General features: G+C 45.6%; 23 protein-coding genes and 1 tRNA gene. 8 read left to right on the forward strand and 16 right to left on the reverse strand.

Going from position 1 to position 24,205, the window contains the following annotated elements:
* Positions 1 to 30 precede the first annotated feature (30 nt).
* From gshAB to dusB, 3 genes are all read left to right on the forward strand, one after another.
* Positions 31 to 2,271: a bifunctional glutamate--cysteine ligase GshA/glutathione synthetase GshB gene (gene gshAB, locus J5566_RS01800; RefSeq protein WP_208561830.1), complete on the forward strand. Its 2,241-nt coding sequence runs from the start codon at positions 31 to 33 to the stop codon at positions 2,269 to 2,271.
* A gap of 69 nt (positions 2,272 to 2,340) precedes the next feature.
* Positions 2,341 to 3,207: an Hsp33 family molecular chaperone HslO gene (hslO, locus tag J5566_RS01805; protein WP_024397774.1), complete on the forward strand. Its 867-nt coding sequence runs from the start codon at positions 2,341 to 2,343 to the stop codon at positions 3,205 to 3,207.
* Positions 3,200 to 4,204, forward strand: coding sequence for a tRNA dihydrouridine synthase DusB (dusB, locus tag J5566_RS01810; protein ID WP_208561831.1), 1,005 nt, complete (start codon positions 3,200 to 3,202; stop codon positions 4,202 to 4,204). Before hslO ends, dusB begins: the two co-directional genes overlap by 8 nt.
* 195 nt (positions 4,205 to 4,399) lie before the next feature.
* Here the strand turns inward: dusB and J5566_RS01815 are convergent, their stop codons facing one another.
* The 5 genes from J5566_RS01815 to J5566_RS01835 all read right to left on the reverse strand — a co-directional run bounded on the left by J5566_RS01815 (position 4,400) and on the right by J5566_RS01835 (position 10,071).
* Complete coding sequence (locus tag J5566_RS01815) at positions 4,400 to 5,173, reverse strand: NUDIX domain-containing protein (protein ID WP_208561832.1); 774 nt, start codon at positions 5,171 to 5,173, stop codon at positions 4,400 to 4,402.
* A complete protein-coding gene (pnuC, locus tag J5566_RS01820) occupies positions 5,166 to 5,981 on the reverse strand; it encodes a nicotinamide riboside transporter PnuC (protein WP_208561833.1) in 816 nt (271 codons plus the stop codon). The genes J5566_RS01815 and pnuC overlap by 8 nt, the downstream gene beginning before the upstream one ends.
* Before the next feature lie 9 nt (positions 5,982 to 5,990).
* Positions 5,991 to 7,028, reverse strand: a complete 1,038-nt coding sequence (locus tag J5566_RS01825; protein ID WP_208561834.1) for an AAA family ATPase — start codon at positions 7,026 to 7,028, stop codon at positions 5,991 to 5,993.
* Positions 7,029 to 7,155: 127 nt separating this feature from the next.
* Positions 7,156 to 9,612, reverse strand: a complete 2,457-nt coding sequence (locus J5566_RS01830) for an ATP-dependent Clp protease ATP-binding subunit (protein ID WP_208561835.1) — start codon at positions 9,610 to 9,612, stop codon at positions 7,156 to 7,158.
* Positions 9,613 to 10,071, reverse strand: coding sequence for a CtsR family transcriptional regulator (locus tag J5566_RS01835; protein WP_208561836.1), 459 nt, complete (start codon positions 10,069 to 10,071; stop codon positions 9,613 to 9,615).
* Positions 10,072 to 10,338: 267 nt separating this feature from the next.
* On the opposite strand from J5566_RS01835, the gene J5566_RS01840 reads away from it, so the two are divergent.
* Both J5566_RS01840 and J5566_RS01845 read left to right on the forward strand, forming a co-directional pair.
* Entirely contained in the window at positions 10,339 to 10,677 is a 339-nt protein-coding gene (locus tag J5566_RS01840) for a thioredoxin domain-containing protein (RefSeq protein ID WP_208561837.1), read from the forward strand.
* Entirely contained in the window at positions 10,677 to 11,378 is a 702-nt protein-coding gene (locus J5566_RS01845; RefSeq protein ID WP_208561838.1) for a GNAT family acetyltransferase, read from the forward strand. The genes J5566_RS01840 and J5566_RS01845 overlap by 1 nt, the downstream gene beginning before the upstream one ends.
* Before the next feature lie 155 nt (positions 11,379 to 11,533).
* Here the strand turns inward: J5566_RS01845 and tsf are convergent, their stop codons facing one another.
* From tsf to J5566_RS01865, 4 genes are all read right to left on the reverse strand, one after another.
* Entirely contained in the window at positions 11,534 to 12,574 is a 1,041-nt protein-coding gene (gene tsf / locus J5566_RS01850; protein ID WP_105122652.1) for a translation elongation factor Ts, read from the reverse strand.
* A 76-nt stretch (positions 12,575 to 12,650) separates the two neighbouring features.
* Positions 12,651 to 13,433, reverse strand: coding sequence for a 30S ribosomal protein S2 (rpsB, locus tag J5566_RS01855; protein WP_172073374.1), 783 nt, complete (start codon positions 13,431 to 13,433; stop codon positions 12,651 to 12,653).
* A gap of 199 nt (positions 13,434 to 13,632) precedes the next feature.
* The gene (locus J5566_RS01860; protein WP_208561839.1) at positions 13,633 to 14,622 is read right to left on the reverse strand and encodes a DUF4767 domain-containing protein; all 990 of its coding nucleotides are present in this window, start codon (positions 14,620 to 14,622) and stop codon (positions 13,633 to 13,635) included.
* Between the two features lie 10 nt (positions 14,623 to 14,632).
* Positions 14,633 to 15,754, reverse strand: coding sequence for a DUF6287 domain-containing protein (locus tag J5566_RS01865; RefSeq protein WP_208561840.1), 1,122 nt, complete (start codon positions 15,752 to 15,754; stop codon positions 14,633 to 14,635).
* Positions 15,755 to 15,928: 174 nt separating this feature from the next.
* Here J5566_RS01865 and J5566_RS01870 point away from each other — a divergent pair.
* A tRNA-Cys gene (locus tag J5566_RS01870) sits at positions 15,929 to 15,999 on the forward strand.
* A 139-nt stretch (positions 16,000 to 16,138) separates the two neighbouring features.
* Here J5566_RS01870 and nusG read toward each other — a convergent pair.
* The 4 genes from nusG to pbp2a form a co-directional block, all read right to left on the reverse strand.
* On the reverse strand, positions 16,139 to 16,678 hold the full coding sequence (gene nusG, locus J5566_RS01875) for a transcription termination/antitermination protein NusG (RefSeq protein WP_158456472.1): 540 nt from the start codon (positions 16,676 to 16,678) through the stop codon (positions 16,139 to 16,141).
* Positions 16,679 to 16,762: 84 nt separating this feature from the next.
* Entirely contained in the window at positions 16,763 to 16,942 is a 180-nt protein-coding gene (gene secE / locus J5566_RS01880) for a preprotein translocase subunit SecE (RefSeq protein ID WP_158456470.1), read from the reverse strand.
* Positions 16,943 to 16,951: 9 nt separating this feature from the next.
* On the reverse strand, positions 16,952 to 17,104 hold the full coding sequence (gene rpmG / locus J5566_RS01885) for a 50S ribosomal protein L33 (RefSeq protein ID WP_158456468.1): 153 nt from the start codon (positions 17,102 to 17,104) through the stop codon (positions 16,952 to 16,954).
* Between the two features lie 47 nt (positions 17,105 to 17,151).
* A complete protein-coding gene (gene pbp2a / locus J5566_RS01890; protein WP_208561984.1) occupies positions 17,152 to 19,329 on the reverse strand; it encodes a penicillin-binding protein PBP2A in 2,178 nt (725 codons plus the stop codon).
* Between the two features lie 217 nt (positions 19,330 to 19,546).
* Between pbp2a and J5566_RS01895 the strand changes: the two genes are divergently transcribed.
* Together J5566_RS01895 and J5566_RS01900 are read left to right on the forward strand one after the other, a co-directional pair.
* Positions 19,547 to 20,515, forward strand: a complete 969-nt coding sequence (locus tag J5566_RS01895) for an NAD(P)/FAD-dependent oxidoreductase (RefSeq protein WP_208561841.1) — start codon at positions 19,547 to 19,549, stop codon at positions 20,513 to 20,515.
* 1 nt (position 20,516) lies between these two features.
* Positions 20,517 to 21,386 carry an RluA family pseudouridine synthase gene (locus J5566_RS01900; protein ID WP_208561842.1) on the forward strand — a complete coding sequence of 290 codons (870 nt, stop codon included), beginning with the start codon at positions 20,517 to 20,519 and terminating at the stop codon, positions 21,384 to 21,386.
* A 211-nt stretch (positions 21,387 to 21,597) separates the two neighbouring features.
* Here the strand turns inward: J5566_RS01900 and J5566_RS01905 are convergent, their stop codons facing one another.
* The 3 genes from J5566_RS01905 to J5566_RS01915 all read right to left on the reverse strand — a co-directional run bounded on the left by J5566_RS01905 (position 21,598) and on the right by J5566_RS01915 (position 24,185).
* Positions 21,598 to 21,960: a hypothetical protein gene (locus J5566_RS01905; RefSeq protein ID WP_208561843.1), complete on the reverse strand. Its 363-nt coding sequence runs from the start codon at positions 21,958 to 21,960 to the stop codon at positions 21,598 to 21,600.
* Between the two features lie 682 nt (positions 21,961 to 22,642).
* On the reverse strand, positions 22,643 to 23,455 hold the full coding sequence (purR, locus tag J5566_RS01910) for a pur operon repressor (RefSeq protein WP_158456438.1): 813 nt from the start codon (positions 23,453 to 23,455) through the stop codon (positions 22,643 to 22,645).
* Positions 23,456 to 23,552: 97 nt separating this feature from the next.
* Positions 23,553 to 24,185, reverse strand: a complete 633-nt coding sequence (locus tag J5566_RS01915) for an aminoglycoside phosphotransferase family protein (RefSeq protein ID WP_279630930.1) — start codon at positions 24,183 to 24,185, stop codon at positions 23,553 to 23,555.
* Positions 24,186 to 24,205: the final 20 nt, after the last annotated feature.

Genomic DNA, 24,205 nt, shown 5'->3' on the forward strand with positions numbered 1-24,205 from the left:
AGACACTATCAGAAATTGGACGGATTGCTTATGTTACAGAAATTATCCCCAAATAGCCCCATCCTCCAAGCCACCTTTGGTTTGGAACGAGAATCCTTACGAATAAATAGCGACAACCGCGTGGCTCAGACACCACACCCTGAAACATTGGGTTCACGCAGTTTTCACCCCTATATCCAGACCGATTACAGCGAGCCACAACTAGAACTGATTACACCCGTGGCTCATTCGACCAAGGAAGCCCGCCGCTTTCTTGGGGCTATCACAGATGTGGCGATTCGGTCTATGGACAAGAGCGAGTACCTCTGGCCCCTGTCCATGCCACCTGTCATTTCAGAAGAAGAAATCCAAATTGCTCAACTGGAAAGTGACTATGAGTATCAGTACCGTGTTGGTTTGGCAGAACGCTATGGTAAGTTGCTCCAGTCCATGTCAGGCATCCACTACAACTTTGAACTCGGAAAGGACCTGACCCAGCAACTCTTTGAAGCTAGTGGCTATCAGGACCTGCTGACCTTCAAGAATGCCCTCTATCTCAAGCTGGCCCAGAATTTCTTACGCTACCGTTGGTTCTTGACCTACCTCTACGGAGCAAGTAGTCTGGCGGAAAAAGGATTTTTGACAGATGGAATCGGCTGCGTGCGGTCTATTCGCAATTCCAACTACGGCTATGTCAACGCCCCCGATGTCCACATCTCCTTCTCTTCTTTGGAGCAATATGTGACCGACATCGAGAAGGCGGTTGCTAGCGGTCAGTTGTCTGCTGAAAAGGAATTTTATTCTGCTGTTCGCCTCCGCGGTGCCAAGACCAGCCGGGACTTTTTGACCAAGGGCATTACCTACTTGGAGTTCCGCAACTTCGACCTCAATCCCTTTGAGCCTCTTGCCATTAGCCAAGAAACCCTCGACACCACCCATCTCTTTGCTCTGGCACTCCTCTGGCTTGATGACATGGAGCAGGTTGACGAGGAACTGGCAACAGCGGCAGTACTCAACAACCGTATCGCCCTCAGTCATCCCCACACTCTCCTACCAGCAGAGGCGGATGCCAGCCCTATCCTGACCGCCATGAAGGCTATCGTTCAGCATTTCGGACTGGACGACTACTATAGCCAGCTCATCGCTCAGATTGAAGCAGCCCTTCAAGACCCTCGCCTGACCCTTTCTGGAAAAATAGCAGAGCAGGTTGAAGACGGGTCTTTGGAACGATTTGGGCAGCAGCAAGGCAAGACTTTCCATGACTACGCTTGGACAGCCCCATACGCCCTCAAGGGCTATGAAAACATGGAACTCTCCACCCAGATGATTCTCTTTGACGCCATTCAAATGGGACTACATGTCGAGATTTTGGATGAAGAAGACCAGTTTCTCAAGCTCTGGCATGGTGACCATGTAGAGTACATCAAAAATGGCAACATGACCTCCAAGGACAACTACGTCATTCCTCTGGCCATGGCCAACAAGGTCGTAACCAAGAAGATACTGGACCAGGCTGGTTTTCCAGTGCCTGCGGGAGCTGAATTTTCTAACAAGGAAGATGCCCTGAGTTACTACGGACAGACAGCCAGCTCTGCTATTGTTGTCAAACCAAAATCCACCAATTTCGGCCTGGGCATCTCTATCTTTCAGGAGCCAGCCAGCCTTGCGGACTATGAAAAAGCCCTTGACATCGCCTTTTCGGAAGACAGCCATGTGCTCGTGGAGGAATTCGTGGCGGGGACCGAGTACCGTTTCTTTATCCTTGACGGCAAGTGCGAGGCTGTCCTGCTCCGCGTCGCAGCCAATGTCGTAGGGGACGGACAATCAACGATCCGTGAATTAGTGGACCAAAAAAACCAAGATCCCCTGCGTGGCCGTGACCACCGTTCCCCCCTTGAAATCATCAATCTAGGTGACATCGAACTGCTCATGTTGGAGCAACAGGGCTACACGCCTGATACAGTTTTGCCAGAGGGCGTCCAAGCCTTTCTACGTGGCAATTCCAATATCTCAACCGGTGGCGATTCCATTGACATGACCGAGCAGATGGATGAGTCCTACAAGCAACTGGCCGCTGATATGGCGACTGCTATGGGAGCTTGGGCTTGCGGTGTGGACTTGATTATCCCTGACCGCACCAAGCCAGCCAGCAAGGACAAGCCTAACTGCACCTGTATCGAGCTCAACTTCAACCCTGCCATGTACCTGCACACCTACACCTACGCAGGACCTGGACAGAGCATTACGCCGAAGATATTACGGAAGTTGTTTCCTGAACTGAAAACTGGCTAGTCATAGTCAGTTTTTTACTTTCGGTCACTCCCTTTCCCCATTTTCCCCACTTGTGCTATAATAATCCTTATGGATAAAATTATTAAAACACTATCAAAAAGCGGGCATTTCCGTGCCTTTGTGCTAGATAGCACAGAAACCGTGAAAACAGCCCAAGAAAAACACGATACTATGGCGTCGTCCACCGTTGCTCTGGGCCGCACCCTCATTGCCAATCAGATTTTGGCTGCCAATGAAAAAGGCGATACCAAAATCACCCTGAAAATCTTGGCCAGCGGTGCTGTTGGGGCTATCATCTCTGTTGCCAATACCAAAGGGCAGGTCAAGGGCTACATTCAAAATCCAGACTTGGACTACAAACGGACAGCGACTGGCGAAGTCATCGTTGGACCTCTTGTGGGAAACGGGCAATTCCTGGTTATCACAGACTACGGAACAGGTCATCCTTACAACTCCATGACGCCATTGATTTCTGGCGAAATCGGTGAAGACTTTGCCTACTTCCTGACAGACAGCCAGCAGACACCATCTGCAGTAGGACTTAATGTCTTGTTGGACGAAGAAGACAAGGTCAAGGTAGCTGGCGGCTTCTTGCTCCAAGTTCTGCCAGGTGCGACTGAGGCTGAAATTGCTCGTTTCGAGAAACGCATCCAGGAAATGCCTGCCATTTCGAGCTTGCTGGCTTCTGAAAACCACATAGAAGCTCTGCTATCCGCCATTTATGGCGATGATGACTTCAAACGCCTGTCAGAAGAGGAAATCGGCTTTGTCTGCGACTGCTCTAAGGACCGCTTCCTCGATGCTCTAGCCAGCTTGCCAAAAACAGACCTGCAAGAGATGAAAGACGAGGACAAGGGCGTGGACATCACCTGTCAATTCTGCCAGACCCATTACCACTTTGACGAAAACGATTTGGAGGAACTCATCAATGGCTAATCTCAACACCCCTTTCATGATTGGTGATGTGGAAATCCCCAATCGCTGCGTGCTGGCCCCAATGGCTGGCGTGACCAACTCGGCCTTCCGTACCATTGCCAAGGAAATGGGCGCAGGTCTGGTCGTTATGGAAATGATTTCTGAAAAAGGCCTTCTCTACAACAACGAGAAGACCCTCCACATGCTCCATATCGACGACAACGAATACCCCATGTCCATCCAGCTTTTTGGTGGCGATGCCGAAGGACTGAAACGGGCTGCCGACTTCATCCAGAAGAACACCAAGGCTAACATCGTGGACATCAATATGGGCTGCCCCGTCAACAAGGTCATCAAGAACGAGGCAGGTGCCAAGTGGCTCAAGGACCCCGACAAGATCTACCACATCATCAAGGAAGTGACCTCTGTCCTTGACATTCCTTTAACCGTTAAGATGCGGACCGGTTGGAACAATACCGACCTGGCGGTCGAAAATGCCCTGGCCGCAGAAAGTGGTGGTGTGGCTGCCCTGGCCATGCACGGACGGACCCGCGAGCAGATGTACACAGGAACCGTTGACCTAGAGACCTTGACCAAGGTAGCTGGCAGCCTGACCAAGATTCCCTTCATCGCAAACGGCGACATCCGCAATGTAGAAGATGCCCGCCAGCGAATCGAGGAAGTCGGTGCTGATGCTGTCATGGTCGGACGAACTGCTATGGGAAATCCTTACATCTTCAACCAAATCAACCACTATCTCGAAACAGGAGAAGTCCTGCCCGACCTCTCCTTTGACGACAAACTCAATGTCGCCTTCGACCACCTGACCCGATTGACCAATCTCAAGGGCGAGTCAGTTGCCGTCCGCGAATTCCGTGGTCTTGCTCCCCACTATCTCCGTGGCTCAGCAGGTGCAGCCAAAATCCGTGGAGCCGTTGCCAAGGCAGAAACCATCGAACAAGTCCAAGAACTCTTTGACCAAGCCAGAGAAGCCTATCAGGAACGGATTACGAAATAATATCAAAGAGGCTGGGACAAAAGTCCTGGCCTCCTTAGTTTTTTTCAATAGTTAAACTTGACGCAGTGGTTGAGTGGGCTCTAATTAGCTGATTTTATCACCTTTTACAGCCCTACTCAACTGTGCAAGGGTGGGCTAACGACCCATCGAACCCTGCGGGTTACCGATTTTTGTCCCACTCCCTTCTTTATCTTTTTATGAACCTTCTTTCAAGCGGTAGGTCTTTCTCGGTTTGCGTTTGGGCAGGCGCTCTTCTCCCACTTCTTCCACAAATTCCCCATACTTGGCCAGGAAATTGTTGTGGAGGATTTTTTTGTCAGGAGAAATCAGATTGACCAAGTCCGTCGCAGCATAGATGTTAAAGGGCTGCTGCAGGAGATTGAGAAAGGTTGGATTCCACTTCATCCGTCCCTGAATCCGCTGGATAGAAGTCATGACAATCTCATAATGGTCAAAGGCAAAATCCTCTGCCCTCAAGACCTTACCCTCATAAGAACACTGCGAAGTCTTAAAATCCACGTCAATCACAATCGGCTCCCGTCCATCTGGACCTGGCTTGACCAAGTCCAAGGCCTGACTAGGCAGGTAAACCAAGTGTGCAATGGTCATCATCCAGCCCCGCGGATCCCGCTCTGGATTGGAAACTGTCAAGAGCTGCTCGATATGATTCCGCGGCAAGTCAAGTCCTGCTTCTTTTTTTATCTCACGCTGGCAGGTCTGGTAGGCATCCTCGCCTCTGGCAATAAAACCGCCGACCAAGGAGAGTTTGTGTTGACAAGGATGAGCTGCACGGCGAATCAAGAGGAGCTTGATTTTCCCTTCGACAAAACTATAGACCACCATATCAGCTGTCACGCTTGGTTTTTCAAAACGAGGCAAATCTTGTTGCTTATACCAGATTAAGAACTCTTCTTCCGTCACATATTTTTCATAATATTCCTTGTCTGTTAGACCAGCAGGCCTAGCCATTTTGAGCCACCTGCCCCTCTTTTATAGACTTAGACCATTGGTACCAACCGACCGCACTGTTCAAGGCATAAACCCAGTACATGGCTTGCATGTGAAGAGAAGTCCCCCACCAGAGATAAATAGAGAAGAGATTGGTCGCAATCCAGAAAATCCACTGTTCACGGTAAAGATAGGTCATCAAAAATTGACCCGTCCAGTTGGTCCCGTCTGTGATAGAGTCACGAAATGGACGAGCCGAACCAACCGATTGATAAATCAATCCAAAACTTGCCCAAACCAGTAGAGTGAAGCCCAGCCATTTGATCCAGCCCTTCAAGTCCAACTTACGCGCCTCAAACTCCGTCTGCTCCTCTTCCGCCACTCCATTAACACGGGCAGTCAACCAAACATAAAGTCCAACTGGCTGCATGACAATGAAAAAGATAGCTGTCATCACTTCTCCATAAAACATATTTTGATAGGAGAGGGCAAAGTAAATCACACTATTTAGAAAACCAAAAAAGTAGTTACTAGCACGACCTTCCGCCACCATAATCACGCAGACAATGCCCGTCCAGGAGGTAAAAAGTCCGACCCAGTCATGATTGGCAGCACCATTGGTAAATTCTAAGACAATCGGCACACTAGACAGGGCCAGTAAGTAGCACCATTGAAAGAGCGTCCGCCCTTGAAACAGGTCCGCCAGAATTGCCTGCAAAACCCCAAGTAGGCCCAGTTTCCTTGCCCTATTTGCAATCGCAGCCATATTTTCTGGCACCTGTGTCACAGCTGTTTTCATCCCTTCGAGTCGTTGAAGCAATTGATCCATATCTTCCTCCTAATATTCTTGATAGATGCCATCAATCAACTGAATGGCTTTGGCATAGTTTTCTGCATAATCCCCACCGATATAAGCCAACTGGGTTTGCGGATGGTTTTTGGCAACCAAATCCTTCAAATGCTCGGTGAAGGCATTGCGAATTTCTGCGTCAGCCATGGTCATATCCCGAAAACCATCATCCACATAAGAGCCTGTCGGTAGAACAAAGATAATCAGGTCCCATTTTTCATTCTTAACTGTATCGGCACAGAGCGAATGGAAGGAACTAGAGGTTTCACCGATGTAGTAGTCGTAGTAGGCTTCTGTGACAGTCGCGTTGGTATCTGCAATCACCAATCCCCTGTTGGTCTCCGAATCAATCAAATCAGAGGTTTGCCGGTATTGGCCTGTCAGGAGATAGTTGTAGTCCTTGCCTGTCAACTCATCGTCTCGAACATTGTAGCGTTGTTGGTAGTAGCGAGCATATTCCAGCGAAACAGGACAGGAATAATAGCGGCCCAGATCTCTCACCAGCGTAGTTTTACCGTTTGAAGCAGAGCCGACCACCAAAACATTCTTAGAAAAGTGACGTCGGAAGGGCTTGGCGATGGAATTCCAATACTTGGCAGGGTTTTCCCGTATCAAGGTCGCGGAAATCCCGAAGTTCCGCTCTGTAAAGGAAGCCAGGTAGCCCCGTGACCGCAATTCCTCTGCATACTCTTTTTCTGAAACGTAGAAGACCAACTCCTCATCTTCCCGAGGAGAAACCAAGACTTCCAAAGCTTCTAACCAAGGGGTCCACCCTTCTGGATAAGGGGGCATACCTGTCTCATCCAACTTAAAGACGGATACTAGAGGCTCGTCGTTGAAGGTTTCACGGATATAGCGGAAACGCTTCTGCAAACCGAGGTCAATCTGATGTCCTCGGTCCTGGTCATAACCAGAAACGATGACCACCGCACGGTCATTTTCTCGTTTGGCTCGCTGAATCAAGTCAATGTGCCCCTTGTGCATTGGCGCAAAAGTCCCAAAGATAACTGCAACTGTTTTTTTCATAGACACCCTTTTTATATTTTTTTATATTTTCTATCATACCCCTTTTTCCATAACCAGTCAAGACCTATTTATTGTTTTTTATAAAAAGGTATAGTAAAAAGAAACAGGTTACCCGTCTCTTTACTACCTATTCATTCACGCTCTCAAACTTGAGCTGGTTGGCCGTGACACCTACTTTCAGGGTCATACCTGCACCAAGATCTTCACGCAATAGCATTTCTGCCATCGGATCCTCTAATTTTGTTTGGAGCAAACGACGGAGTGGACGAGCACCCATTTCTGGATCGTAGCCTTCTTTGGCCAACAATTTGAGGGCTGATGGTTGGAATTTCAGGAGGATACCCCTGCTTGCCGCGACCGAAATCAATGGTTTGACCATGACCTTGACCACATCCTGCATATCTGCTTCTGTCAGACTATGGAAGACCACTTTTTCATCAATCCGGTTGATAAATTCAGGACGATAAGCCTTTTTCAACTCTTCGAAAATCCGTTTTTCAACTTCCTTGTGGTCTTTGGACAAATCAGCTGCTCCAAACCCAACGGTCTTATCATCACGAAGAGCTGTTGCTCCCAAGTTTGATGTCATGATAATGACTGTATTGGAGAAATCAACCTTACGCCCCTTGCTATCGGTCAAGACACCATCATCCAAGACCTGCAAGAGGACATTGAAAATATCTGGATGGGCTTTTTCCACCTCGTCAAAGAGCAATACAGAATAGGGTTTATTGCGAACTTTCTCTGTCAGCTCGCCACCTTCTTCATAGCCAACATAACCAGGAGGCGCTCCATTTAGGCGACTAGCCGCAAATTTCTCCATGTATTCACTCATGTCGAAGCGAATAAGGGCTGTTTCATCATCAAAGAGAACTTCTGCCAAGGCCTTAGCCAGCTCTGTCTTACCGACTCCGGTTGGTCCCAAGAACATGAAGGATCCAATCGGTCTGCGACCGGTACGAATGCCTGACTGGTTGCGACGAATTGCTCGGCTAACAGCTGAAATCGCCACTTCCTGCCCAATAACACGCTTGTGCAATTCCTGTTCAAGATTAAGGTATTTCTTGGCATCTGAACGGCTCAACTTAGTCACCGGGATACCCGACAGGGAACTCAATGTAGATAGGATATCTTCTTCAGTCACCTCTAGAGGGTACTGTTCTCCTTCCTCTTGATCAAGCTGTGCCTTAACCATCAATTGGCTGACCTTCTTATATTTTCCAGCCATCAAGGCCTGATCTAGGGCAGTCAACTCACCTTCTGGCGCTTGACCTTTAGCACGATTTTGCACCTTAGCGGAAGCTTCATCTAACAAGTCAATGGCCGAATCTGGCAGGTTCTTACTGGTCAAATACCGCTTGGCATACCGCACCGCTGTTGCCAAAGCCTGATCTGAAATCGAGACCTTGTGATGAGCTTCATAGGAGGATTTCAACCCCTCTAAAATCTTAATACTATCTTCCACACTCGGCTCTTCTATCAAGACCTTTGCAAACCGGCGCACCAAGGCCGCATCTTTTTCAATATGCTTCTGGTACTCATCCTGAGTCGTTGCCCCTACTGTCCGCAAGGTTCCACGAGACAAGGCAGGCTTAAGGATATTGGCCGCATCCAAGGTCGAATCAATCCCTGAACCAGACCCCATAATCGTGTGTAGCTCATCGATAAACAAAATCACCTGGCCATCTTCTTCGATATCATTGATGATATTGTTCATCCGCTCCTCAAAATCCCCACGGAAACGCGTTCCCGCAATCACGTTCATCAGATCCAGTTCAAGAACCCGCATATTGACAAGGCTGGCTGGCACTTGACCATTGGCGATTCGCTGGGCCAAGCCCAAAGCTAGCGCAGTTTTTCCGACACCCGCATCCCCAACCAAGACTGGATTGTTCTTGGTTTTTCGTGAGAGAATCTGGACCATACGAGCAATTTCCTCATCTCGACCAATCACAGGTTCCAATTGACCTGAACGAGCCATGAGCGTCAAATCCCGTGTATAATCTTCCAGACCACCACTTTGTGGCTGAGGCATGCCCATCATGTTTCCTACATTGGCTTGCTTGGGTTTTCCACCCTTCAAGATACTCCGGATGGCTTTGAGATGGTCCTTGGTAAAACCTGCCTTGCCTTCCAAATTTTTCCGCAAATCAATAAAGCGGACCTTATCTCCACTGTCTTCAAAATGAAAACCAACCCTGTCCAGGATTTGTGACGCAATCGAGCGCTTGTCCAAGAGAATGGCCATAAACAGATGCTCTGTTCCAAGTTCCTTAGCCTTGACAATTTCTGCAATTTTTTCCGCTAGAATATTGACCTCGACCATACGACTGGAAGACGGCAGAAAATCAAACCTCTCCAATTCTTCTTGATAGACTTTGTCTGTCACCACAAATGTGGCTTGCTCATAATCAGAGATGGAAGCAGGGTATTCAGCCAAAACAGAACCTGCAATCGTATCTGGATTGATCACAAAAGCCAGCAACAAGTGCCAAGTCTCCAAATACTCGCTCCGGTAACGCTGGGCAATCAACTGAGCATCTTCAAATACTCCTTGTAAACCTTTTGAAATCTTTTTTCCCATTTAATCCTCTTTCCTATCTAAGCGACGCAATACCTGACGCATCATCCGCGCCCGAATACCGTCCGCATCTCGCCCCAAAACATCATCTGACCCAGTGGCCAAAAAGAGGTTACCCTCTCGCTCTGTCATCAAGCCCTCATCAAACAGCAACTGCAATATATCGGAATAGACCGTCGCAGACAGTTGCTCCCCCATATTGTTCAACAAATCATGGACCAGTTCGTGCTTGTCCGAAAAGGTAATTCGACCAATGCGGATATAGCCACCGCCACCACGCTTACTTTCCACAATATAGCCCCGACTGGCTGTAAAACGAGTCTTGATGACATAGTTTATCTGACTTGGCACCACTTCAAACCGACTGGCCAATTCACTCCGCCGCAATTCTGCCACCTTGACCTGGTCCAAGATGGCTTTGATATGCTCTTCGATATAATCCGATGTATTTTTCATCGCCATAGTATCGCCTCTTTCTTTGACTATCTTTGACCATTATACCCTAAAATGACAAATTTTGAAAGCAAAAGCCCAGCCTCATCCGTAGCAGAATTTTGAAATCTGTCCTGCTTTATCCTATAATAAAAGAAAAATATAGAAAGGACTAGGGCTTCCGTATTTAGTTGAACTGAACACGGGCTAGGGAATGGGCCAAAAAGATAAACGAGAACTAGCCGTTGTTCTGTTTCCTATTTTGTCTGTGTCCGCTTAAGGCCCTTTATATCTTATATGAACTTTCAAGACTACATCCATGATTTTACAAGTGTGACTGCGGAGCGAGCACAAAGCATTCTGACCGCCAAAGACGGAGGCGTCCTTTTCATCGGACGCGCAACCTGCCCTTACTGCAACCGCTTCGCACCAAAACTCCACAAGGTCGCCCAAGACAAGCAAGTGACCGTTCACTTCCTCGACTCCAGCCAAGTAAGCCCTCAACTCCAGGCCCTCCGTGACCACTACCAAGTACCTACCGTACCAGGTCTCTTGGTCGCTAAATCGACTGGTATCCAAGTCCGCTGCGACTCCAGCATGACGGAAGAAGAAATTGCAGCTTTTATTCAAGGCTAATGCTAGACATTTCCTACCAAGCCAACACCTTCCACATCTCTCATCAAGGAAGACCACTCGGCAAGATTCACAGCTACCAAAATCCCTACCACCAAGGCAATACCTATCTTCGACTGGATTTGGCCGATTACGATTGCACCATAGCAGAGCAGCTCTTCCAGTCCCTACAAACTTCCTTAGAAGGTAAGCCTCTGCAGGTTATGCTCTCTTCTGCAGAGCAGGAAAGAATCCATTTCCTCACCGCAGCTGGCTTTGTCTGCAAACGAAAATGTTACGAGTTTGAAGTGACCAAGCAAGACTATCTCAGTCAGACAAGCACTACCAACCTAAACATAGTCCGCAAAGGCACCACACCTTATCAAATAGCCTGTCAGCAAATTTTTGACCACTATCAAACAGTCCACCAAGACATCAATCCTTGGACTGCCAGTCAAGAAAAATTTGAAAAGGGCTTACCTGATCTGGTTTATACAGACTCAGCAAATTATGCCTTCGTAGAAAACAATGAAATTGCCTACGTATGCGGAAAAGATGAACAAAGCTTTGATTCCTTCATCCAAACAGTTATTTGCCAACTATTTGAACAGTATGAACAAATTAGCTTTGAGGCTGATGACTGCGATCCTATCGCCATGCATTTAGCTGACCAATTCCAACAACCAAACAAGCCTAGCTGGGATACTTATATTTTGGAAATCTAACAAAAAGCACCGACCACAAGGCCGGTGCTTTTTAAGGAGATTATGAAAAATATTTAGGATTGATATCAGTATAACTGATATTGTCTTTTCAGACATCCGCCCTAAGACCGATTTTACAAAAAAGAACTCCCTTTCGGAAGTTCTTCTATATATGATTATTTACCAAGAGCTGCTGCCATAGTCGCTGCAACTTCTGCTTCAAAGTCGTTTGAAGCTTTCTCAATACCTTCACCCACTTCGAAACGAGCAAATTCTACAACTGAAGCGTTTACTGAGTTCAAGTAAGCTTCAACTGTTTTGCTGTCGTCCATGATGTAAACTTGAGCAAGAAGTGTGTATGCTTGGTCAACTTGAGTGTTGTCAAGCATGAAGCGATCCATTTTACCTGGGATAATTTTGTCCCAGATTTTTTCTGGTTTGCCTTCTGCTGCCAATTCTGCTTTGATAGCTTCTTCAGCTGCTGCAATCACTTCGTCAGTCAATTGAGCTTTAGAACCATATTGCAAGAGTGGCAATGCTGGTTTGTCAACCATTGCACGGCTTTCGTTGTCTTGTTCAATCTTGTGGTTGATTTGTGCCAACTCATCTTTAACGAATTGCTCATCCAACTCAGTGTAAGAAAGAACAGTTGGTTTCATTGCAGCGATGTGCATTGAGATTTGTTTTGCAAGAGTTTCGTCGCCACCTTCAACAACTGAGATAACACCGATACGGCCACCGTTATGTTGGTAAGCACCAAATGCTTGAGCATCTGTTTTTTCAACCAAAGCAAAGCGACGGAATGAGATTTTCTCACCGATTGTTGCAGTTGCGTTTACGTATGCTTCTTCAAGAGTTTCACCTGAAGGCATAACCAATTTAAGAGCTGCTTCGTTGTCAGCTGGTTTACCTTCTGCAATTACTTTAGCAGTAGTGTTTACCAATTCAACGAATTGAGCGTTTTTCGCAACGAAGTCAGTTTCAGCGTTAACTTCAACAACTGCTGCTACGTTACCATCAACGTAAACACCAGTCAAACCTTCAGCTGCTACACGGTCAGCTTTCTTAGCTGCCTTAGCCATACCTTTTTCGCGAAGCAATTCGATCGCTTTTTCGATATCACCTTCAGTTTCAACCAATGCTTTTTTCGCGTCCATAACGCCAGCACCTGATTTTTCACGCAATTCTTTAACGAGAGCTGCTGTAATTTCTGCCATGTCTATTCTCCTTGTTTGTATTTATAAAAATAGAGGAGCGGGCTCAGCCCTGCCCCTCTAGGATTGTTGTTATTTATTAAGCGTTGCCACCTTCTACAACTTCAACCAATTCTTCGATTGATTCTGTAGATGCTGGCTCAGCTGCCAATTCAGCTTCAACTGCTGCTACGCTGTCTTCACCTTGGTTACCTTCGATGATAGCGTCAGCCATTTTAGCTGTAATCAATTTAACAGCGCGGATAGCGTCATCGTTAGCTGGGATGATAACATCAATATCATCTGGATCTGTGTTTGTGTCAACCATGGCTACAACTGGGATACCCAATTTCTTAGCTTCTTTAACAGCGATTTGCTCTTTGTGTGGGTCAACTACGAACATTACATCTGGAATGCGTGGCATGTCAGCAATACCGCCCAAGAATTTTTCAAGACGAGCACGTTGCTTGTTCAACAATGCTACTTCTTTCTTAGGAAGCACGTCGAAAGTTCCATCTTCTTCCATACGGTTGATTTCTTTCAAACGAGCGATACGTTTTTGGATTGTACCCCAGTTTGTAAGAGTTCCACCCAACCAACGGTGGTTGATGAAGTATTGACCAGCGCGGATAGCTTCGTCTTTAACAGCTTCAGCAGCTTGTTTTTTAGTACCTACGAACAAGATAACTGCGTCGTTTGCTGCAGCGTCACGGATGAATTCGTAAGCTTGGTCAGCCAATTTTACAGTTTGTTGCAAGTCGATAACGTGGATACCGTTACGTTCTGTGAAGATGTACTTAGCCATCTTAGGATTCCAGCGACGAGTTTGGTGACCAAAGTGTACACCAGCCTCAAGAAGTTGTTTCATTGAAATTACTGCCATGAGTATTTCTCCTTTTTGTTTTTTCTCCTCTCCCGAACTTCGACTTGCAGCCCAACCTTTCGGCAACAAGACCACAATTGGTCCGAGATGAGTATTTGTTGCACAGCAACTCTATTAGTATATCAGAAAAACGGCCTGTTTTCAAGCAAAACAATAGATAATTTCACCAAAATCTGAACGCTGATCTTGACTCCTAACCCTATTCAAAATAGATATCTGCAACAACAGTATAAGACCCTGCAACAACATCCATTCTTTCTAACTGTCCACTGGCATTTATTCTATAAAAACCTGCTGATGGAGCAACATTGGGATCTGTTCCCTGCATATTAGGGCTACTATGATCTTCTCTTACCTCAATATAGACCAAGCCGTCCGAAGATTGCACATTGGTAACCACTTGGGCTAGAAAATCCGCTTTAGTAAAGGGAGCCCCGTAACGTGAAGCTGCATGTGCCTTGGCCCAATTAGCTGCTTGTTCGACTGTCAAGTTCTTGGTGTCTACTGAAGACTGAGTTGCCGTCGCTGAACTGGTTTCAGTCGCTGCAATCGAACTACCATCGAGGACCAAGTTTTCAAAGAAGGCTTGTAATTCCTGGTTTTTGGTTGGTCGGAAATACAATCGATTTTCTGGATTGCCTTGGTTTTGCTCAGTAATCCAAGCAATGACCTGACCATCTTTGATTGTAAAGAGATAAAGGTGGGCTAATTGGGATTTTGATGCTTCAATATCTGAATAGATTCCGACCACTGCTGTCTGACCTGCCTCCACTTGACCATTCTCGCTCCAAACCAATTCCGGAGTCTCCCCTTGAAAATCGGGTGTCATTTGCTGACCAGGACCACTTAGAACCCCTGACGGCAAGCTCACCCCAAAAAAGCTTCCCTCATTTCTTGGATGATAGGATAAATAGTACTGAGGTGGTGAGAAGGATGGTCCCCATTGTTCAATCACGAAATTCCTTAACGCCTCTGTCTTATCAGCATCCCAGGGACCAGCCTGGCTACTTGAACTACTGGTCGTGGAACTTGTAGTTGATGTACTGAAACTCGTGCTTGTCGAGCTAGAACGAGAAGATGAAGTCGACGAAGAGGTTGAGGTCGCCTCCTGTTTCTGATGACCACATGCCACCAATAAGCCAACACTAGCCCCCAAAAGCAATCCCAAAATGAGTCTATTCTTTTTCATTCCGTCTCTCCTAATCGTCTACTCGATAAAAGACACCTTTACTAAAGTCTTCAGTCGTCGTAACACTTTGCGTACTGAACATCCTATCCTTGCTGGTGTCCGTCTGATCGCTATGCCCTTCTAAAAATCCATAGGTATTCTGCACTCCTTTTGGAATCAATAAGGTCGGTACACTAGCAGAGGCCCGACCATTCGGATCGGTAATACTTACAATTAGGATAGCCCCTTCAACTTTATGATATTTTAAATCAATAAAGCCAACAAATTGACCATCATTATAAGAGACATTTCCTTGACTGTCAATCTCCATCCGATCACCACGCGCATTGACCCATTCACCTTCCAAGCTAGCAAAATTTCCAGCTTGGATTTGTTCCAAATTCATGGACTGGACTCCATCGGTTTGGTCGGAACTACTCGTTTCTGTTTCTGTTCTGTCAATCTCAAATTCTTCCCAATCAAATTGATTAGGATTTAGAATGTCTGACTCTGTCTTTCCAAAAACGGAAACCAATTCATCTCTCATATGAAAATCGATCGGAGTGCCTTCTATCAATTGACCCATTTCATCAATCCGATTCAGTGTACCGACAGCCTCGCCTGTTCCTGAATACCATCCGTAACTCACATATTCCCCACCTTGGAAGAGAACCATGGCACTTCGTGCACCACCGTGTCCAGCCACAAAACCTTCGGCTAACAATGATACCTGGTCAGCAATTATCCCATAAAAACCCGTCACCAACATAGAGCCATCTGGATTTTCTGACCCGAAAAATAATTCATTTTGACCATCGTTATTGAAATCATAAAAGGCATATCTAATGGAGTCCGACGTATTTATTGCACTTTCCACCACCCAAGAATTCATCGGAAACTGAAGTTCATTCAATACCGTTAGCACACCATCTACATTACTTGAATCAGCTGTAGCTGCAAATTCCACGATTTTCTGATAGTCAGCAAAGACCGCCTGATACAACTCTTTATCGTCTATCTTTAGCTCACTTGAACTGGTAGAACTTTCCTGACTTGTCGAAGAAGAGTTCTCTGTTTCAGCCGGAATGTTGGATTGAGCACAAGCCGATAAAGTCATCAAGCATACCAGACCTAGTAAAAAATGTTTTTTCATTCTAACCCCCAAAATAAAATATGCACCGACAAAAGATCGAAATCTTTTGTTAAACTCTCGGACTCTCTACATACGACATACTTCCAAACGCCAATTTCCTTTTTCAATAATATCTAAATATTGATTTTACCACTTGACCCTTTTCGCTTTTTAAGGTACAATATTCTTTGTTATGGCGGTATAGCCAAGTGGTAAGGCACGGCTCTGCAAAAGCTTGATCGTCGGTTCAAATCCGTCTACCGCCTTTATTATAGGATTTTATCCGAATTTATACAAGTCAAAAGCCCGAGAAATCGGGCTTTTTTCTTACAATTTTCAAAAGAATACAATCGATTCAAGCGCAAAAGCCTCCTCAAAGTTAAAAACTTTGAGGAGGCTTTCCAGTTACAATTCCGCAATCTGACTCAGGTTGACTTCTGCAACTGTGTCGTTACCAAACATGGATATGATCATCTTCACTTTGTTGTTATCAATCTCAGTGATTTTACCTGTGTAGTCTGTGAAGGCGCCGTCGATGATACGAACGGTGTCGCCAACTTTGACATCGATATCAAACTCTTGAACAGTTTGCCCCATTGATACCAGGATTTGTCGGATTTCTTCTTCCAAGAGTGGTGTTGGTTTTGAACGGTTACCGTGTGACCCAACGAAACCTGTTACGTTTGGTGTGTTACGGACTACGAACCAAGCTTCATCAGTCATAACCATCTCTACCAACACATAACCTGGGAAGCGGTTTTCTTCCACTTCTTTTTTCTCGCCGTTTTTCTCCACTTGAACCGTTTGCGTTGGGATTTCCACGCGCAAGATATTTTCCAACATGTTATAAGTGTGGGCACGTTGAAGAAGGTTTTCCTTCACCTTGTTTTCGTAACCTGAGTAGGTTTGGAGTACAAACCAGCCTTTATCAAAACTATCGTACATAGCTTATTTCCTTTCATAAAAAAAAGCCCGAAGGCTTTCGCTTTTCCTTATTATATCACTAGCTTTTTGAAAAATGCAAGTGGTTTATGAGAAAAGATCAATCAATGACAACAAGCCTCTTGATAAGAGGAGGTCAAAAAGATACACAAGTGCCACGAAAAAGGCTGTGTATTGAAGTACAGATGAAAAATCCAACCAGCTCTGCTTACCGCTTGGCCAAGTGGTTTCTTTTAAAATTCGAAAGGTATCTGCAAAAAATTTCACAACAAACTCCTATCTTGTTTCCTTATGTGGCTGGTATTGCCCACAATGCTTACAATATTTATTTACTTCCAACCGTACAGGTCTTGGATTGCTCGATAATTGAATCGAATAGTTACGAGACCCACAAACTGTACAGGCTAAACTTGCTTTTTTAAGTGCCATAAGCCCTCCATCCAAACCATTGTAACACGTTTAAGAGCTTTTGACAACTACTGGAACCATCCGAGCACCATATCAATCAAGGTCTTAGCCCGTTCTGGTAGTTTGGCATCCACAATATTCTGCTTGGCTTGTTCCAATAAGTTTTGTGTCTGCTGACTGACTTCAGCAATCTGATCCTGCAAGGCAGTATCTTCTGCCGTCTGACTCACATCTTCAGCGACGGAGACAATGCCATTTTGTACATAGGCATTTTCAACACTAAACTGCGTGCCAGCCGTATTGGGCAGGATAGCTCCTGCAACAGTACGAAAGACCTGAGGGGCCATCCAGGAGTTGGTGCCGTCAATATAGTGGCTTTCATCTGTAACCTCAAAGCCAACCCATTGACTAATCACCAAATCTGGCGTGTAACCAATCACCCACTGGTCATTGATTAAGTCCACATTAAAGCTGGTCTCTGTCGTCCCTGTTTTTCCGGCGATATTATATCCATAAACATCTGCATTAACTCCTGTACCATTGGTAAAGGTACCGAGCATCATGGAAGTCATCTTATCGGCGACAGATTTGTCAATCACTCGGGTTGAGGATTCCTTATGTTGGCCCAAGACCTTTCCATTGGCCGACTCGATGCGGGTAATCAGATGGGCATCCTTCATCACACCCCCATTTGCAAAGGTCGCGTAGGCTTGCGCCATTTCCAGAGGATTGGTGGACACACCGCTACCGATAGACACACCGAGAACTTTTTCCACAGAATCCATCTCAAGTCCAAACTTTTCACCGTATTCAAATGCCTTGTTCAATCCTAATGTATTGACAATTGCAGCGACCGGTAGGTTGTAAGAAAGTGCCAAGGCTTGGTACATAGGAACGGTTTCCGAAGTTGTACGATCATAGTTATGCAGGGTATAACCACCATAGGTTTCAGTATGATTGTCCAATTCCTGATCAATAGACCAACCTGCTGCAACTGCCGGAGCATAGGCAACCAAGGGCTTGATGGTCGAACCAGGACTTCGAGTAGATTGGGTCGCAAAGTTAAAACTGCGGAAGGATTGACCTTCGGAAGAATTAACGCGACCAACCAAGGCACGAACCCCACCCGTTGTAGGATCCAAAGCAACACTTGCCGATTGGGCAGAGCTGCCATCGACAGCTGCCGTTGGAAAGAGACTTTCGTCGTCATAGATGACCTGCATGCTGGCCTGGGAAGCCTGGTCCATCTCGGTATAGATACGATAGCCATTATTGATGATATCTGACTCCGTCAGACCATAGCGTTCAATGGCTTCAGCAATGACAGCATCAAAGTAAGAAGGGTAATTGTAATTACTCTGCTTGCCTGCATAGGTGTCATTGAGTTGGCTAGCGAGATCAACCTGGAAACCTGCATCTGCTGTCGCCTGATCGATCGCCCCTGCGTCTACCATAGCTTGCAAGACCGTATTGCGACGATTGGTCGCATTTTCAAGTGAATAATACGGGTTGTAAATTTCCGGCCCCTTCAACATCCCTGTCAATAAGGCAGCCTGTTCTAAGGTCAGCTGGCTGGCAGAAATACCAAAATACTTTTGACTGGCATCTTCTACACCCCAGACCCCATTCCCAAAATAGGCATTGTTGAGGTACATGGTGAGAATTTCTTCCTTGCTGTATTTTTTATTGATTTCCAGGGCAAGGAAGTATTCTCTAGCCTTACGGCTAATTGACTGTTCTTGGGTCAGGAAGGCATTTTTGGCCAACTGCTGAGTAATGGTGGAGCCACCGCCAGACCGCCCCAGCGTAAGGACCGCCAAGATAGTCCGCATGTAATTGATTCCTGAGTTTTCGTAAAATGTTCGGTCCTCTGTTGCTACGACAGCCTCTTCCATGACATCGGAAATAGCATCCAATTCAACATAGGTCCCTTTTTGTCCCGACAAGGTCCCTGCTTCCACACCTTCCTTGTCATAAATAACCGTCGTTGCCTTCAGGGCAGCCTGCAGGTCCCCAACATTTGCTGTTTTCGCTAGGAAGAAGAGGTAGCCACCAACTGTCAACACCATAACCCCAATCAAAATCATTAATATCTTGGTCAACTGGTAGCGACGCCAGAACTTGCGGACAGGTTCTGGTATGCGCGAAGGTTTTTTAGGCTTGGGATCCTGACCACCACGGCTCTTGCGTCGGCTCAATCCCTCTTGTTCTAGACTGTCTTGTCCAGACTGGTCTGGTTTATCCATTTTTTCTTTTTCATCTAATCCCTTTAACTGGATGGTTTCTTGTAAATCCTGGTCCATCATCTCTTCCTTTCTATGTGAATTTTTTCCATTATACTACATTTTACACATTTCCCTAAGAAAAAGCCCCTCTTGTCCCTTGTGACAGCAGAGAGTGAGAGGGAATTTTTTCCAAAAATATGATAAAATAGGGTCATTCTGAACTGAGAAGAGGATTCCCATGACACAAGTATATGACATTACCATCATTGGTGGCGGACCAGTCGGTCTATTCGCCACCTTCTACGCCCACCTCCGCCAGGCCAAGGTCAAAATCATTGACTCTCTGCCCCAACTAGGTGGCCAGCCAGCCATTCTCTATCCTGAAAAGGCCATTTTGGACATTCCGGCCTTTCCAAGCCTGACGGGACAGGAATTGACCGACAACCTCCTTGCACAACTGGCACCCTTTGACACCACCATCTGCCTCAATGAAACCCTAACTGCCATTGAGCCTGGGGAGGTCATTTCCCTAACAACTAACAAGGGTAGCCATCAAACTAAGACTCTGATTATCGCCATGGGTGGCGGGGCCTTCAAGCCTCGTCCGCTGGAGATTGATGGTGCTGATAGCTTTGACAACGTCCACTACCACGTGTCCAATATCCAGCAGTATGCCGACAAGGACATCGTCGTCTTGGGTGGTGGTGACTCTGCGGTGGATTGGTCACTGGCCTTTGAAAAGATTGCCAAAACTACCCAGATTGTCCACCGTCGTGACAACTTCCGAGCCCTTGAGCACAGCGTGGAGGAGCTCAAGCAGTCCAGCGTCACCATTCACACACCATTTGTCCCTAAAGGGCTTTCTGGGGAAAATGGCAGAGCTTCTAGCATTCATTTTGACAAGGTTAAGAGCGAGGACAAGCTGACCCTGTCTTTTGACCACCTCTTTGTCAACTACGGTTTCAAATCATCTGTCGGCACGCTGAAAGAATGGGGCTTGGAACTTAATCGCCACCGCATTGTCGTCAACAGCAAGCAAGAAACCTCTGTCCCTGGTATCTATGCTATCGGTGATTGTTGCTTCTATGAAGGCAAAATCGACCTGATTGCGACTGGACTGGGCGAAGCCCCAACCGCTGTTAACAATGCCATGAACTACCTCAATCCAAACGAAAAAGTGCAACCCAAGCACTCCACCAGCCTATAAGATGAAAATTGATATTCGCATTCCCCAAGCCTTTCCTCAACTGACTGTCAAGGAGGTCTTGGAAGATTATTTTCTCATTCCCAGAAAAATCCGCCACTTCCTCCGCATCAAGAAGCAGGTCCGTGTCAACGGTGAGCTGATTAACTGGCAGAGCCCGATAGCAGCAGGCGACTTGTTAGAATTGACCTTTGACCAGGAAGATTATCCAGAAAAAAGCATTCCTCTGGGACAGGCGAACTTGGTGGAGGAACTCTATCAGGATGAGCATTTGATTATCGTCAACAAGCCTGAAGGCATGAAAACCCACGGCAATGAGCCGACGGAGCTTGCCCTGCTCAACCACGTATCTGCCTACGTGGGACAGACCTGCTATGTAGTTCACAGGCTGGATATGGAAACCAGCGGAGCCATTCTCTTCGCCAAAAATCCCTTTATCCTACCCATTCTCAATCGGCTCTTGGAAGACAAGGTCATCTACCGTGACTACCTAGCCCTCTGCCAAGGCCAACTAAAAAAGACAGACTGGACTATTACCGATAAGATTGGACGGGACCGGCATGATCGCAGAAAGCGGGTGGTCGACAACCGTAAGGGGCAGGTTGCTTTGACCCAGGTCCGCCTCTTGAGTTCTGTTGGAAAACACAGTCTGGTATCCTGTCGCCTCCAGACAGGACGGACCCACCAAATCCGAGTTCATCTAGCTCACCACGGTCATGCTCTAATCGGCGACCCACTTTACAGTCGAGTCGCAGCACCTCGCCTCATGCTCCACGCCCAAAAACTCAGCCTGACCCACCCGCTGACACTCGAAGAAATCAGTGTGGAAGCACGGTCAAAGAGTTTTGAGAAGGTGATGAAAAACATGAAATAAATAGCTGCACCCTTAGAGTTCTATATCCCTGTTTCACTGGACTAATCCAGTGATTTTTTATGCTTCCACTAACCAAAAAATCCAGATAAGGTAATCTTGTCTGGGTTTACAAGTTAATTACTTAAAACATCAAAAAAATATGTACCTTGGGATTTTAGAATACATTGCTCAGCCATAAACCAAAAGTAAACTAATAGGATCTAAACAAAACCTACTTTCCCAAACTTTCCTTATATCGCTTGGACTTTTTACCATACCAGTCTTCAATACTATATCCTGAGAGAATACGATAGTCTTCCATATATTTATTAATATAAAATCCTTGAATACAACTAAACACTATTGCTACGATAAAGTAGAAACCAAAAACAGGCAGAACCACCGCAAATACCATCACTAAATTTCTAAGCAAGTCATTCTGATAAATACCTTCCCCTTGATTGGGTAAAAAGAGACGAAACAGAACGAGGGGAAAGACGATTAAGCCACCATATTTCCTCCCTAAGACAACAAACTTCTCCATCACATCATTTAAGGGATTGGAGACCGATTGGTTTCCATATAAACCATTCAAAACTTCTTTCTTAAACCATAGGTATCTTTCTACAATTACAAAAATTATGATGGACAGATGGATAGGTTTAGAATGACTGCAATTAGCGAACCAAAAAACATAGCTGAACCAATAGTAAATAGAACAATTGCTTGAAAATTAAGTAAACTCACCATCAAGAACATATTCCAATTGAAATAGTAATACGACAAAATTCGATTGTGGCGTATCTTTCTAACGTCCATTAGGTAATGAACGATTACTAATAAGCCGATCCATGTAGGGATTGAAAATAGGATTTTCGCCTCTACAAATAATATATTTCCAACTTCCTTATCCGAATACGGTCCGATAAATGATATTAGAAAGATAAAAAATTCAACTGTCAAAAAACCTATTATTTTCTTTCTGTAACCATTTTTATCCATGTCCTCCATTGAAGTCTAAATGTACCGATCCGTTACCAACCTCATCCTCTCTTTTAAAGAGGTATTCCATATTGTTTTTTTCATGTTTTTTCATCCTTATCAAATCAACCTGCTCTACTATTATACCAAAATTCTAGATAAGATGGCATATTTAAAAATGCCATTCAGATATGAGTTTGAAGCCACCAAAAAAAGCTGAACACTCAGCTTTTTTTATGCACGCATAATCTAAATAGGGGGCAGCTTACATCTCTTGAAGTGCTGACCAGTAAAAGTTACTCAAAAATATTTCCCAACTCAACGTCCACCCGATTTTCTTTGACATTGATGTCGGTCACAGCCAGAAGTGACTTATAGTTGGCAACGTTGCGGTCTCCTTTTTGGTTCTCTGCAAAGACAGCTACACCGGCTAGAGTTGAGTCAAATTCAGAAAGAAGGCTGATCATACCATTGATGGTACCTCCGTTTTTCAAGAAGTCATCCACAATCAAGACACGACTTCCTGCCTTCAAGCTACGCTTGGATAGGAACATCTTTTCAATCCGATCGCTAGATCCTGACACATAGTTAACCGAAACGGTTGAACCCTCTGTAATCTTTAGATCCCGACGAACAATAACAAATGGAACATTGAGAACATTGGCAACGGCATTGGCCAAAGGAACCCCCTTAGTGGCAACTGTCATGACCGCATCAATCTTTTCATCTTTAAAGGCATTGGCAATAATACGGCCAACATTTTTCAAGGTTTGAGGTGTAGACAACAAATCAGATGAGTAAATATAACCGCCTGGCAGGATTCGATTGCTTTCTGCCATCTGCTGACGGAGGTCTTCTGCGATGGCGAGGGACTCTTCTCGTGAAATCGAAGGCGTGAAAATAACCCCACCACTAGCACCTGTAATGGTTTCGATCTGACCGATTGAACTTTCCTCAAAGGCCTTTTTGATGATGGCAATATCTTCTGAAATAGAAGATTTTGCTGACTCATACTTTTCCGCAAAGGTATTCAAGCTAGTTAATTTGTATGGATGATTGATCAGATAGTTTGAAATAACAACCATCCGTTCACTGCGTCTCAATTTCATTCGTCCTCTCCTTTTTAGGCTTTTTCCTATTATAACACATTAAAAACGAAAAAGCGAACTATTTTTAGAAAAACAGTCCACTTTTTCGTTTTTTCCATTAGTTTCTAGGATACCAAATCGGTTTTAGGCTGGTAAAGTCCGCATACCATTCCGAAATGATGGCTGCCTGCTCCTTCATCAGGGGGATTTGGAGGGGATCTACGCGCTCTGCCCACGAAAGAGCCCCCAGACTGTTCACGGTCAGATAAAGGGCTAAAAGCCTCCAAAATTCCTCTGGAATAGCGCCGTCAAAATAGGCATCTACCTGACCACGCGCAAAGGCTGGCGACAAATCAGCCGTAAAAATCAAGCGATTAAATTCTTCCCAGGGATCTCCTATATCGTAGCGGTCAAAGTCTAATACTTTTAATTTTCTATCTCTTCCCAACAAGAAATTCCCCGTGTGGAAATCACCGTGATGATAGGTAATTGGTCTTCCTGCCAGCAAGTGACGGTTGGCTTGAACAAAGTCTATCATAGCTTGACCATTTGGATAGGAATGACTAGCTACTGGGTAGGCAGCTAATTTACTGTCAATCTTAGCCTGATAAAAACTGTTCCAGTCTCGCAGACTTTGATCAATAGGTAGGGCATGTAAGGTTCGCAAAAACTGTCCAGCCTGACAGCCCAAATCATACAAGTCAGCATCAGACAGGCTAGAAACCACGTCCTTCATATCCTGACCTTCCATCCATTCTTAGAGGCTATAGA

Source organism: Streptococcus suis, from assembly GCF_017601095.1.
Classification (GTDB): domain Bacteria; phylum Bacillota; class Bacilli; order Lactobacillales; family Streptococcaceae; genus Streptococcus; species Streptococcus suis_Z.

What these genes read in the sequence shown, in the direction of transcription:
- gshAB (WP_208561830.1), top strand. Translation starts at nt 31, where the DNA reads ATGTTACAGAAATTATCCCCAAATAGCCCCATCCTCCAAGCCACCTTT.
- hslO (WP_024397774.1), top strand. Translation starts at nt 2,341, where the DNA reads ATGGATAAAATTATTAAAACACTATCAAAAAGCGGGCATTTCCGTGCC.
- dusB (WP_208561831.1), top strand. Translation starts at nt 3,200, where the DNA reads ATGGCTAATCTCAACACCCCTTTCATGATTGGTGATGTGGAAATCCCC.
- J5566_RS01815 (WP_208561832.1), bottom strand. Translation starts at nt 5,173, where the DNA reads ATGGCTAGGCCTGCTGGTCTAACAGACAAGGAATATTATGAAAAATAT.
- pnuC (WP_208561833.1), bottom strand. Translation starts at nt 5,981, where the DNA reads ATGGATCAATTGCTTCAACGACTCGAAGGGATGAAAACAGCTGTGACA.
- J5566_RS01825 (WP_208561834.1), bottom strand. Translation starts at nt 7,028, where the DNA reads ATGAAAAAAACAGTTGCAGTTATCTTTGGGACTTTTGCGCCAATGCAC.
- J5566_RS01830 (WP_208561835.1), bottom strand. Translation starts at nt 9,612, where the DNA reads ATGGGAAAAAAGATTTCAAAAGGTTTACAAGGAGTATTTGAAGATGCT.
- J5566_RS01835 (WP_208561836.1), bottom strand. Translation starts at nt 10,071, where the DNA reads ATGGCGATGAAAAATACATCGGATTATATCGAAGAGCATATCAAAGCC.
- J5566_RS01840 (WP_208561837.1), top strand. Translation starts at nt 10,339, where the DNA reads ATGAACTTTCAAGACTACATCCATGATTTTACAAGTGTGACTGCGGAG.
- J5566_RS01845 (WP_208561838.1), top strand. Translation starts at nt 10,677, where the DNA reads ATGCTAGACATTTCCTACCAAGCCAACACCTTCCACATCTCTCATCAA.
- tsf (WP_105122652.1), bottom strand. Translation starts at nt 12,574, where the DNA reads ATGGCAGAAATTACAGCAGCTCTCGTTAAAGAATTGCGTGAAAAATCA.
- rpsB (WP_172073374.1), bottom strand. Translation starts at nt 13,433, where the DNA reads ATGGCAGTAATTTCAATGAAACAACTTCTTGAGGCTGGTGTACACTTT.
- J5566_RS01860 (WP_208561839.1), bottom strand. Translation starts at nt 14,622, where the DNA reads ATGAAAAAGAATAGACTCATTTTGGGATTGCTTTTGGGGGCTAGTGTT.
- J5566_RS01865 (WP_208561840.1), bottom strand. Translation starts at nt 15,754, where the DNA reads ATGAAAAAACATTTTTTACTAGGTCTGGTATGCTTGATGACTTTATCG.
- nusG (WP_158456472.1), bottom strand. Translation starts at nt 16,678, where the DNA reads ATGTACGATAGTTTTGATAAAGGCTGGTTTGTACTCCAAACCTACTCA.
- rpmG (WP_158456468.1), bottom strand. Translation starts at nt 17,104, where the DNA reads ATGGCACTTAAAAAAGCAAGTTTAGCCTGTACAGTTTGTGGGTCTCGT.
- pbp2a (WP_208561984.1), bottom strand. Translation starts at nt 19,329, where the DNA reads ATGGATAAACCAGACCAGTCTGGACAAGACAGTCTAGAACAAGAGGGA.
- J5566_RS01895 (WP_208561841.1), top strand. Translation starts at nt 19,547, where the DNA reads ATGACACAAGTATATGACATTACCATCATTGGTGGCGGACCAGTCGGT.
- J5566_RS01900 (WP_208561842.1), top strand. Translation starts at nt 20,517, where the DNA reads ATGAAAATTGATATTCGCATTCCCCAAGCCTTTCCTCAACTGACTGTC.
- purR (WP_158456438.1), bottom strand. Translation starts at nt 23,455, where the DNA reads ATGAAATTGAGACGCAGTGAACGGATGGTTGTTATTTCAAACTATCTG.
- J5566_RS01915 (WP_279630930.1), bottom strand. Translation starts at nt 24,185, where the DNA reads ATGGAAGGTCAGGATATGAAGGACGTGGTTTCTAGCCTGTCTGATGCT.